This window comes from Pseudoalteromonas sp. UCD-33C (assembly GCF_001306895.1).
Taxonomy (GTDB): domain Bacteria; phylum Pseudomonadota; class Gammaproteobacteria; order Enterobacterales; family Alteromonadaceae; genus Pseudoalteromonas.
In genome coordinates this window covers 698,227-709,740 of sequence record NZ_LJTB01000001.1, presented here as the reverse complement: position 1 = coordinate 709,740, position 11,514 = coordinate 698,227, and the positions used below count along the sequence as shown (strand labels likewise).

General features: G+C 43.1%; 8 protein-coding genes and 1 pseudogene. All 9 read left to right on the top strand.

Annotation, left to right across the window (positions count from 1 at the left end):
• A pseudogene (gene tuf, locus AOG26_RS20430) lies at positions 1-178 on the top strand (elongation factor Tu); the annotation flags it as partial.
• 518 nt (positions 179-696) lie between these two features.
• On the top strand, positions 697-2,286 hold the full coding sequence (locus AOG26_RS03175) for an alkaline phosphatase (protein WP_054561179.1): 1,590 nt from the start codon (positions 697-699) through the stop codon (positions 2,284-2,286).
• 11 nt (positions 2,287-2,297) lie between these two features.
• Complete coding sequence (locus AOG26_RS03170; protein WP_054561178.1) at positions 2,298-4,094, top strand: alkaline phosphatase; 1,797 nt, start codon at positions 2,298-2,300, stop codon at positions 4,092-4,094.
• A 73-nt stretch (positions 4,095-4,167) separates the two neighbouring features.
• Positions 4,168-4,884 (top strand): hypothetical protein, encoded by a 717-nt coding sequence (locus AOG26_RS03165; RefSeq protein WP_054561177.1) that lies wholly within the window; start codon positions 4,168-4,170, stop codon positions 4,882-4,884.
• Positions 4,885-5,069: 185 nt separating this feature from the next.
• Entirely contained in the window at positions 5,070-5,864 is a 795-nt protein-coding gene (locus AOG26_RS03160; protein WP_054561176.1) for a VOC family protein, read from the top strand.
• A gap of 277 nt (positions 5,865-6,141) precedes the next feature.
• Entirely contained in the window at positions 6,142-6,807 is a 666-nt protein-coding gene (locus tag AOG26_RS03155; protein ID WP_054561175.1) for an SDR family oxidoreductase, read from the top strand.
• A 138-nt stretch (positions 6,808-6,945) separates the two neighbouring features.
• Complete coding sequence (locus tag AOG26_RS03150) at positions 6,946-7,326, top strand: hypothetical protein (RefSeq protein ID WP_054561174.1); 381 nt, start codon at positions 6,946-6,948, stop codon at positions 7,324-7,326.
• Positions 7,323-9,659 carry a fatty acid cis/trans isomerase gene (locus tag AOG26_RS03145; RefSeq protein WP_054561173.1) on the top strand — a complete coding sequence of 779 codons (2,337 nt, stop codon included), beginning with the start codon at positions 7,323-7,325 and terminating at the stop codon, positions 9,657-9,659. Before AOG26_RS03150 ends, AOG26_RS03145 begins: the two co-directional genes overlap by 4 nt.
• 93 nt (positions 9,660-9,752) lie before the next feature.
• Positions 9,753-11,504 (top strand): hybrid sensor histidine kinase/response regulator, encoded by a 1,752-nt coding sequence (locus AOG26_RS03140; RefSeq protein WP_082401552.1) that lies wholly within the window; start codon positions 9,753-9,755, stop codon positions 11,502-11,504.
• Positions 11,505-11,514: the final 10 nt, after the last annotated feature.

Sequence of the window (11,514 nt, the reverse complement as noted above, 5' to 3'; positions counted from 1 at the left end):
TGACGTAACAGGTGACGTACAGTTACCAGACGGCGTTGAAATGGTAATGCCTGGTGATAACATCAAGATGACTGTAGAACTAATCTGCCCAATCGCGATGGACGAAGGTTTACGCTTCGCTATCCGTGAAGGTGGCCGTACAGTTGGTGCTGGTGTTGTTGCAACTATCGTTGAGTAATCAACTATAGTGATGCATTAAGCATTAAGAAAAACCCGAGCTTAGTCTCGGGTTTTTTTATGGGTGAAAAGCTATCAGCTGTCAGCTTTCAGACGTCAGATCATCGATCGGTGGGGTTGTTTAGTTTTGTGTTTTCACTCAGCATTTGCCCTGTTCATTCTTCGGGTAGGTTGGTTTGAGCGAAGCGAAACCCAACACAATCCATGAAAACCTGTACTTTGATAAAACCAAACTATCATAAAGCACTCCCAAGGTTATGCTTGACCTAGAACCTAGAATCTTTACCCTCGCTAACTCGCTAACTCGCTAACTCGCTAACTCGCCCCTAGCACCTAACCCTATTATTTCCCCTAAAACTAAATACTTACTTATATCTAAAGTCGTTTTTGTTTCATCATTTCGTCATGAAAAACCACTTTTTTAGTAACAATGCCTTCTTAGTATGGCTGCGCTAATTATCCAAGTGCAGTTTAGTTAGCACTCAAATTCTTAAAATAACGTACTAACGGAACGTAACGATGAAAATTAATAAAATTGCTACTGCAATTGGTTTAACGCTGGCGTTGTCAGCGACGGCCAATGCAGGTGTGTTACCAGACAGTCAAAAACAAAATGATTGGTATAGTGCTGCTGAAACAAAATTAACAGAAAAAGAAGCGGCGGCTCAGGCTGAGCAAACGTTCAAAGCTAAAAATGTCATTTTATTTGTTGGCGATGGTATGGGTATATCAACGCTGACTGCATCTCGTATTATGGCGGGGCAAATGGAAGGCAAGTCGGGCGAAGAAGGCTTACTTAGCTTTGAAGAATTCCCTTACTCAGCGCAAATCAAAACTTATAACGTTGATGCGCAAACCCCTGACTCTGCAGGCACAATGACAGCAATTATTTCAGGTGTTAAAACCGATGTAGGTGTAATTGGTGTTAACGAAAATATCGAGCGTGGCGAGTGTGCAACGGTTGCGGGTAATGAGTTAATTACCGCAACAGAGCTGGCTGAAATTAAAGGTCTAGCAACAGGTGTTGTCTCAACGGCGCGTATTACTCACGCAACCCCGGCTGCAACCTATGCAAAATCAGCTGACCGTAACTGGGAAGACGTGTCAGACATGCCAGCTGATGCTGTAGAAGCCGGTTGTGAAGATATCGCCTCACAACTTGTTAATTTCGAGAAGAACCTAGAAGCACGCTTCGTAGGTACTGACGTAGATGGTCTTGAAGTTGTGATGGGTGGCGGACGTCGTCACTTCTTACCGAAAGATGCAGCGTTCAATTCAGCTGATGCAGTCAGTGAAGTAGAAGGTGACCGTACTGATGAGCGTGACCTAACTGCTGAATGGCAAGAAATGTACCCTGATGGCAAGTACGTCATGGACCAAGCTGGCTTTGATACACTAAATGCTGACAGCAAACGTGTATTTGCATTATTTAACGAATCACACATGCAATACGAAGCAGATCGCGCTAACGATGTTGCGGGTGAGCCGTCATTATCTGAAATGACAGGTAAAGCGATCGACATCTTAAAGAGCAATGAAAAAGGCTTTTTCTTAACGGTTGAGTCTGGTCGTATCGACCATGGCCACCATGCGGGCAATGCTTATAACGCGTTAAACGATACCGTTGAATTTGCCAAAGCAGTGCAAACAGCAGTTGAGAACACCAACCCAGAAGAAACACTTATTCTTGTTACTGCCGACCACAGCCACGTATTTACTATTGCGGGTTATCCAAAGCGCGGTAATCCAATCTTAGGTCAAGTGGTTGCCATTGGTAGCGAAGAGCCAAGCCTTGCGGCAGATGGTATGCCGTACACCACAGTTGGTTATGCAAATGGTTTAGGTTTTCGCGATTTAGGTGATGAAACTGATGCAGATGCATCATATAGCGAAGCGGCATTTGCAGGTCGTGTTGATTTAACGGGTGTTGATACGACGATGCCTGGTTATCACCAAGAAGCTACCGTGCCATTAGGTTCTGAGACTCATGCGGGTGAAGATATTTCACTTCATGCAAAAGGTCCAGGTGCGCAACTAGCACAAGGCGTTGTGGAGCAAAACGTAATTTTCCACATCATTAACCAAGCTCTAGAACTAATTGAAGAATAATGGCGACGACGATGAAAAAACTAAATTTAATTTCTCTTGCTGTAGTAGTGGCATTAGCGGGTTGTTCTGATGACGATGACAACTCACCAAAAACATTAACCGTTGAAAATACATTAGCTGTTGGTTCTGAGCAGTGCGTAAACGGTGGTACAGAAACGCTAACCGGTGCAGATAGCAACGATAACGGTGAGCTAGACTCAGCAGAAGTAACGGACACAACCGTTGCATGTAATGCACCAGCAACGTCGTTAACGGCATCGCAATTAGCGCCGTTGACCGATAATGAATGGTTCAAGTCAGCACAAGTTAAAGTCGCTACTAGCGAAGAAAATATTGCTGCCGTTGTAAAAGAGTCTGGTAAAGCGAAAAACGTGATTCTGTTTGTTGGTGACGGCATGGGTATTTCAACCGTGACGGCAGCACGTATCATGGCCGGTCAGCTTGAAGGTAAGTTAGGTGAAGAGCACCAACTAAGCTTTGAAACACTACCTTTCTCAGGGTTTGCTAAAACCTATAACGTTGATGCGCAAACACCTGATTCTGCGGGGACGATGACAGCAATGGCATCGGGCGTAAAAACGGATGCTGGCGTTATCGGTGTTGATGAAGACATCGAGCGTGGTAACTGTGCAACGGTTGCAGGTAATGAACTAGTTACAGCCACTGAGCTTGCTGAGATTGCCGGTAAGTCGACTGGTATTGTTTCGACAGCGCGTATCACTCATGCAACACCTGCAGCAACGTATGCAAAATCGGCCGACCGTAACTGGGAAGACGTATCAGATATGCCAGAGGCGGCAGTTACCGCTGGTTGTGAAGATATTGCATCGCAATTAGTTAATTTTGAAGCAAACCTAGAAGCACGCTACGAAGGCCTAGATGTTGATGGTTTAGAAGTTGTCATGGGCGGCGGTCGTCGTCATTTCTTACCGAAAGATGCAGCTTTTAACTCTGCTGATGCTGTGAGCGCTGTAGAAGGTGACCGTACAGATGGTCGCGACCTAACAGCTGAATGGAAAGCTAAATACCCAGCAGGTCAATATGTGATGGACCAAGCAGGTTTTGATGCAATCGATGCAGAGTCAACAGAGCGCGTATTTGGTTTATTTAATGAATCACATATGCAATACGAAGCCGATCGCGCAAACGATGTAGCGGGCGAGCCTTCGCTTGCTGAGATGACAGCAAAAGCAATTGATGTGTTAGACAACAACGCTAATGGTTTCATGCTAACAGTTGAAGCTGGCCGTATTGACCACGGGCACCACGCGGGTAATGCTTACAATGCACTAAGCGACACAGTTGCGCTTTCAAAAGCAGTCCAAGTTGCTCTTGATAAAACCAGCATTGAAGACACGCTGATCATAGTTACAGCTGACCACAGCCACGTATTTACCATTGCAGGCTACCCAAAACGTGGTAACCCAATCTTAGGTAAAGTGGTACCTGTGGGTAGTGATGAACCATCACTTGCAGCAGATAACATGCCATACACAACGGTTGGTTATACCAATGGTGGCGGTTTCCGCGACTTAGGTGATGAGACTGATGCTGATGCAGGTTATAACTATGCGCCGGTAACGGGTCGTGTAGATCTAACTGATGTTGACACAACAACACCTGGTTTCCACCAAGAAGCCGTCGTACCACTAGGTTCTGAAACACACGCAGCAGAAGATGTGGGTGTGTATGCAGTAGGCCCAGGTGCACATTTAGTAACAGGCACTAATGAGCAAAGCCTTATCTTCCATGTTATGGATTATGCCGCTGACCTTGTTAAACAAGCCGATGCTAAATTAGCACAGTAATGAGTTCTTGGGAGGCTCTGAGCCTCCCTTACTCAATTAGTTATACTGAAAACCAAGACAAAAAGAGAATCCCGTGAAAGCAGCCATCTTACTTGCCTCATTACTTAGCCCACTTGCTGTTGCAGGGCAATGCGATATGAACACCGGTTTTACGCAAGCAGACTATACGGTCACCACAGATATAGTTGCTAATAAGCAGCATACTGAAAACACCTTTACCCTTTGGCGTACGCCTCACCAGGTGGCTAAGCAGAATCCACAGTTTATTGAATTATGGCAACAGTTGCGCAATCAACAAATTCGCCCAATTCGTTATTTTCAGCATGCCCAGCGTGGTATTGAGTATCAACCATCGGAAGTGCAAGGTGAACAAGATTGGAGTAGCAAATATCAGTTAGTAAGTGATAAGTTTTTAGCCTCTATGACGCACCAGAAAAGCACAGGTGAAGGCTGTGAGCTAACAGAATATTACACACAACAGCAGGGTGATAGCAAAATAGAGCTAAGCTGGCTTGCCAATCAAAAGTTACTCAAAGCAATTCGTATTTCAACACCAACATATAGCCGTGAAATTACTTTAACAGCCAGCCACCACAATCAACAGAATGTGCAGGCTGAGTTTGCGAAATGGGATAACTACCAAACAACCGATTACGCAGATATCGGTGATAATGAAAGCGATCCGTTTTTAGCTAAAATGATCAACTTAGGGTTTGTTGAGCATGGCGCGAGCGGTTTTTATGATGCGCAAGGTAATCAGCTCAAAGGTGAGCATGGCCATCATCACTAATTAATTATTACAATGCCGCTTTTTTAGCGGCATTTTTGTCTCTGTAACTCCGTGCTTTCTAGAGCAGTTTATTGTTTGTTTAGTTAAGGCAAAATTACTTATTTCTACGAAGTGTTGCAACTATTGTCTGGTTTGATTGGTAAATTGTGCCATTGTTGCTTAAGTTTAACCAAGGAGGAACAGTCATGACAAAAATAAATACAAAACACCCAGCAGGTACTTTCTGCTGGGCCGAGTTATGCGCGAAAGACTGGCAAGCTGCAAAGCAGTTTTATACGCAACTTTTTGACTGGAGTTTTGATGACCAGCCGATAGGCGAAGATATGTATTACACCATGCTGAAAAAACAAGGTGATGATATTGCCGCTATGTATCAACTGCCAGAAAGTATGAGCGAGATGCCAACCCATTGGTTATTGTACATTGCTGTTGATGATGTTGACCAAAGCACAGAGTTGGCAAAATCATTAGGTGCAACTGTATTGGCCGGGCCACATGATGTTATGACGGCAGGTCGCATGGTGATGCTTCAAGAACCAGGCGGTGCAACATTTGCCTTATGGCAAGCCGGTGAGCATATCGGGGCTAAACGAGTGCAAGAGCTTAACCTACCTTACTGGTTTGAGCTTGTATCGAAAGACATGCAAAAAAGTCGCGACTTTTATTGTCAGTTATTCGGGTGGCAGTTTGAGGTGAAACCCATGGAGGGCATGGACTACACCTTATTTACCATCGATGAGCAACCGATTGCGGGCATGCTTGAGATGACCAATGAATGGCCCGATGATATTCCACCCCATTGGATGCCGTATTTTGCGGTAGCAGATTGCGATCAGGCAGTCGCTAAAGCAACGCAGCTTAATGGCGCTATTTGTGTGCCAGCAACAGACATTCCAGATGTTGGGCGCTTTAGTGTGATTACCGATCCACAAGGGGCCGTATTTTCTATACTTAAATCAACCATTGATGAATTAACTTAAGCCCTTGGTTTTTGCCAATCTGTCCCAAGGTATATATATCTAAGCCCCCTCAAAATGCACAAACTCGCACCTTGAGGTGGTTTGGGTATAATACCAATTCGCAATAATACTTAGTCATTTTGAGGGATTAAACCTGTCGCTACCTGCGTTAAAAATTTCTGATTTAGAACAACTAAATAACGAAATTTTTGCCTTGTTATCAATGAGGTTTTCTTGCCTCAAAATAGACCATTTAATTAAGCGAATTGGTATAAAAAGCTAATTAAGGAGCAGATTGATGACTAAGCATGTGGTGGTTACGGGGGCCAATAAAGGTATTGGTCTTAATTTTTGTAAACAGTATTCAGCCCAAGGTTACCGTGTTACTGCAGTGGTTCGCACGCCAAGTGAGGAGCTTCAAGCACTCGATGTGAAAATTATTAGCGATATTGATGTGGCTGATGCCGATGATGTTGCAACACTTGCCAATTACTTACACGGCGACAAGATTGATATTTTGGTTAACAACGCCGGTATTTTTCATAACGAAACATTAGCTGATATGGACTTTGCTGCTATAGAAAAGCAAATTAGTGTAAACAGTATCGCACCTATTCGCATTACTCATGCATTACAGCAAAGCTTAGGCATTGATGCCAAAGTGGCGATGATCACATCGCGCATGGGCTCAATTGCTGATAATGGCTCGGGCGGTTACATTGGTTATCGTATGTCAAAAGCGGCACTTAATGCTGCCAGTGTTAGTTTAGCCCATGAGCTAAAAGATAAAAAAATTGCTGTAGGGTTATTCCACCCGGGCTTTGTACAAACGCAAATGGTTAATTTTGCAGGCGATATTAGCCCTGAAACTGCTGCAGAGCGGCTCATCAAGCGGATTGACGAATTAAACCTTAGCAACACAGGTGGGTTTTGGCATTCAAACGGCGAAACGCTACCTTGGTAATGCATTTTTCACTGTTTTTATAATTCGGTTAGTTAGCGGCTAAAAAGCTGCTAACGGCTGATAAGTTTCGCTAATTATTGAACTTATAGTTTGCTATACTCGTATAATTAAAAGTCATTTTGATGTAGAGAGCAGCACATGGAATTAGAGCAAAATAGCGATTTAACCCTTCCTCTTTTTTATTTCGATGAAAACCTTCACAGCCGCGATATCGAATCTCCAGATTTACTATTACATGTAACGCTAAGCGAAGAGTTACTCGCGCAGCTTTGCCAAAATCCAGCTGTTGATAGCAGTGTCGCAATTGCCATTAATGAATATCGTCTTGAAGCGTTAAATGATGACTATCAAGCATTGATTGATAGTGAGCATGATGCGCAGCTGACACTCGTTCGTGGGCCACTATTAAGCGCGATGCTTAGTTGCGACAACGACCAAACCTTTGTATCGCCGCAAGTCGATATGATGCCAACCTTCGATTTAGGCGATGACGTTGAAGATATCGAGGAGGAAGGATGAGAAAACTCCTCACTACCGTATTTGGTCTTATTTTATTAAGTGGTTGTGCTTATTTAGGTGCTGCTCATTACGATGAACTGTTTGGTGAAGAGCAACCTAGAGCGCGCGTTGTTGCTGCATCAACACTTGAAGGCGCGGAGTTTTTAAGTGATGTAAAGCCGGTGCTAGACACTCGTTGTGTGGTTTGTCACGGCTGTTATGACGCACCATGTCAGCTTAAGTTATCTTCTGTGGAAGGTATTGACCGCGGCTTAAGTAAAGAGCGTGTTTATGATGGCACTCGTTTACTAGCCCAAGAGCCAAGTCGCTTACTGTTTGATGCGACTTCTACCGCCCAGTGGCGTGAAAAAGGCTTTACGCCAGTACTTAACGAGCGAGCACAAACCGAAGAAGCGAACCTAGCGGGTAGCGTGCTTTATAATGCCTTAGTACTTAAGCAAAGTAGCCCTCTTCCTAAGCAAGCTATTTTAGGCGATGAGTTTGATTTTTCGCTCGATCGTGAACAAACATGCACCACAATGAATGAATTTGACTCATTCGCTAAAGATAACCCACACAGTGGTATGCCATATGGTTTGCCGGGGATCTCAAGCGAAGAGTTTCAACACCTTGCTAAATGGCTTAAGAAGGGCGGTTACCTTGCTCATATGGAGCCTCCTGAAGAAGGCGTACTAAAACAAGTTGAACGTTGGGAAGCATTTTTAAATCAAGATGGTTTAAAGCATCAACTGGCTGCTCGCTATATTTATGAGCACTGGTATTTAGCGCATATTTACTTCCCTGAACATGGCGATAAACACAGCTACTTTAAGCTAGTTCGCTCTTCGACTCCGCCAGGTGAAGAGATCAAACACATTAGCACCCGTCGCCCTTATGAAGACCCTAAAGTTGAGCGTGTTTACTACCGTTTAATGCATGACCGCTCGACTATTTTAGCGAAAACACATTTACCTTTAGCATTAAATGACGAAAAGCTTGCACGCATCCATTCGCAATTTATTAAAGCTGATTATCAAGTAAATAAACTGCCAAGCTATAAACCAGAAGTGGCATCAAATCCGTTTAAAGCCTTTGCTGCAATCCCAGTAAACTCACGTTATCAATTTATGCTTGATGAAGCTGAGCTTATTATTATGGGTTTTATTAAAGGGCCTGTTTGTCGAGGTCAAATCGCGTTAAACGTGATTAACGACCAGTTCTGGGTGGGGTTTGCTAAACCTGAAATGGCGGCGACACCTAAAGTGGGTGAATTGTTGTTACAACATGAAGATGCCTTAGCATTACCAGCAGAAGAAGAAAGCAATGCCTTGCCGATTTCTAGTTGGGTGAAGTATTCAAAACGCCAAAACAAATACCTGTCAGCCAAAGTTGCACTGGCTAATAAGATGTTTGAGAACGGTCAGCATCTAACAACCGATTTACTTTGGCAGGGTGATGGCCATAACCAAAATGCAGCACTGACGGTGTTCCGCCACTTTGATAGCGCAACAGTTGTAAAGGGCTGGATAGGCCAGCAACCAAAAACCGCCTGGATACTCGACTACGCACTATTTGAACGTATTCACTACTTGCTGGTGGCGGGGTTTGATGTGTATGGCAACATTGGTCATCAGTTATTAACTCGTTTGTATATGGACTTTTTACGCTTAGAGGGTGAAGCAAACTACCTTGCATTATTGCCAGAAGCTAAGCGCAAAGAAATTAAAGCTCAGTGGTATCGTAAATCACCACCTAGCTTAACGAGTTTCTTTGAAGATGAATTGTCATTTAGCCAACCTACGGGTATTGAATACAAAACAATGGACTCGCAGTCAGAGTTGTTCAATATGCTAAAAGAGAAGCTTAAGCCAATTTTAAGCCCTCGTTACGACTATACGAAAGTGCCTGAGCCACTTGCTAAAATTAACAACCTTCCGGTTAAAGCAGTGAACTTGCTACCGCAAATTTCGTTTGTGTTAGTCAAAGATGGCGATGATAAGCACAAGGCCTATACCCTGATCCATCATAATGCTCATTACAATATTTCGAGCTTATTGAATGAAGAAGGGCAACGAGCTTATGACGAAGATACAGTAACGATTGTGCCTGGGTTCATAGGTGATTACCCAGAAGCCATTTGGTACTTACACAATGACCAGCAAATTGCAGCTTTTGTAGCTGGGCTTGCTAAAGCAACAGATGAAGCAGCTTACAGAGATCTGAAAAGTGAGTTCGCTATTCGCCGAACACATCCACAGTTTTGGCAATACAGCGATATTTTACACCGTGTAGCGAAAGAGTATCGCGGCGTTGAATTTGGGTTATTTGACTATAACCGACTCGAAAATCGATAAATTTCTGTTAACTATCATGTTTAAAGCCCACTTCAAGTGGGCTTTCTTGTATTCTATGAACTACAATTACTTTTAAAAAATAATGAGTAAAACATGTTGCAGCTAGTCACAGATATCCGAAAACGATATCGCTGGGGGTTATTGGCGATTGCCATATTGATCTCTGTATCAGCTATCTTGATACAGAGCCTTTTGTATATCCAAAAGGGTGACGCCAAAGTTATCAACATTGCCGGTAAGCAACGCATGCTGTCACAAAAAATAGCCTTGTACGGCAATGCACTCATTTACCATGAATCCGATCATTTCCAACAGCAACACCGAAGACTACTGGAACAAGCCGTTGAGCAATTTATTGCAGGGCATCAATTTTTAATTCAGCAGGATGAGCAAGGTCACTATATTCATTTAAATGAGGCGCTTGAGGCCCATTACTTCTCGCCTCCTACCGCATTAGATGAGCACGTGAAGCGTTATGTGAGTAAAGCGCAGCAGCTATTAAACAATACTAATGATTTTGCCTATGTGGACCGCTCAACATTTGTTAGTAATCAGCTTGAAGCACTACTCACAAAGCTAGACCAAGCGGTTAAGTTACTTGAGCAAAAATCAGTTCAAAAAGTCACATTTTTGGCGGTTTTAGAGTTATTGTTTTGGCTCATCGCCATGGTGTTATTAGCCATTGAGTTATTTTTCATTTTTAAACCCATGGAGAAACTGGTCACTAAAAATATTGCTAAATACAAAGAACAAAAAGAGTTTGCTGAGCGTGTTAATAAAAATAAAGAGCGTTTTATAGCCCGTACCAGTCATGAATTTAGAACACCATTGCAAGGTTTAACCGCATCAATCGAAGCGCTCGATATCAGCGACAGTCAGCAACTGACTAAACAGCAGGCGCTTTATTGCGTTAATAGGCTGGTGGCTATGCTAGACGAATTAATGGACTTACAGCAGCTAACCTCGGGAGAATGGCAGTTAAGTTTTACTAGCAGCAATTTGTTATCAACATTAAAGCAAGCTATCTCACCCTATGAATATGCCTGTAACGATAAAGGTATTACCTTGAGCGTGAACTTAGCTGAGTCACTCAATAAAGAGGTGAGCACTGACCATGCAAGGTTGACGCAAATCGTTGCTGAAATCATTAACAATGCCGTTAAATTTACTCCAAGCCAAGGCCGTATTGCCGTAACAGCTGCATGCCAAGGTGAGCAGCACTTTGTAATGGAAATACAAGATAACGGTAAAGGCTTTGAAAAGCCGCCGACAGATTTACTTAGCTACGAAAATGACTCAGAGCAACATTTTCAAGGCTTAAAAACGGGGCTGCTTAGGGTTATGCACATTGTTAAAGCATTAAAAGGAGAAATCCAATTTCTTAATGCTGAGCCACAAGGTGTGAAAGTGTTAATTAATTTTGAACTAGAAAGCACGCCTAAATCAGCAATGCCAGCGCCGCTGCCGCAAGCATTACATTGTTTAATTGTGGAAGATAACCCATTGAATGCGACTATTTTAGGTCGCATGGTTAGCCATTTAAATTACAGCTTTGATGTGGCTGAAAACGGCTTAATTGCCACAGATAAAGCCTCAGATAAGCATTACGATTTAATTTTTATGGATTTAAATATGCCAGTTATGGATGGCTTTAAAGCGATTGATATTATTCGTAATGAGCAGGGGCAACAAGTGCCAATTTTGGTGGTGACCGCCAATACATCGAATGAAGATTTGCAACGAGTATATGAGCTTGGAGCAAACTTGCACGTATATAAACCGATCTCGCTAGATTCAGTTCAAAAAGCTCTCAGCATTTTATTTACTGAGAGCTCACAGGGATAACCAAAGCGTT

Coding starts and splice junctions, on each gene's coding strand:
- AOG26_RS03170 (WP_054561178.1), top strand. CDS start 2,298: ATGAAAAAACTAAATTTAATTTCTCTTGCTGTAGTAGTGGCATTAGCG.
- AOG26_RS03150 (WP_054561174.1), top strand. CDS start 6,946: ATGGAATTAGAGCAAAATAGCGATTTAACCCTTCCTCTTTTTTATTTC.
- AOG26_RS03160 (WP_054561176.1), top strand. CDS start 5,070: ATGACAAAAATAAATACAAAACACCCAGCAGGTACTTTCTGCTGGGCC.
- AOG26_RS03145 (WP_054561173.1), top strand. CDS start 7,323: ATGAGAAAACTCCTCACTACCGTATTTGGTCTTATTTTATTAAGTGGT.
- AOG26_RS03155 (WP_054561175.1), top strand. CDS start 6,142: ATGACTAAGCATGTGGTGGTTACGGGGGCCAATAAAGGTATTGGTCTT.
- AOG26_RS03175 (WP_054561179.1), top strand. CDS start 697: ATGAAAATTAATAAAATTGCTACTGCAATTGGTTTAACGCTGGCGTTG.
- AOG26_RS03140 (WP_082401552.1), top strand. CDS start 9,753: ATGTTGCAGCTAGTCACAGATATCCGAAAACGATATCGCTGGGGGTTA.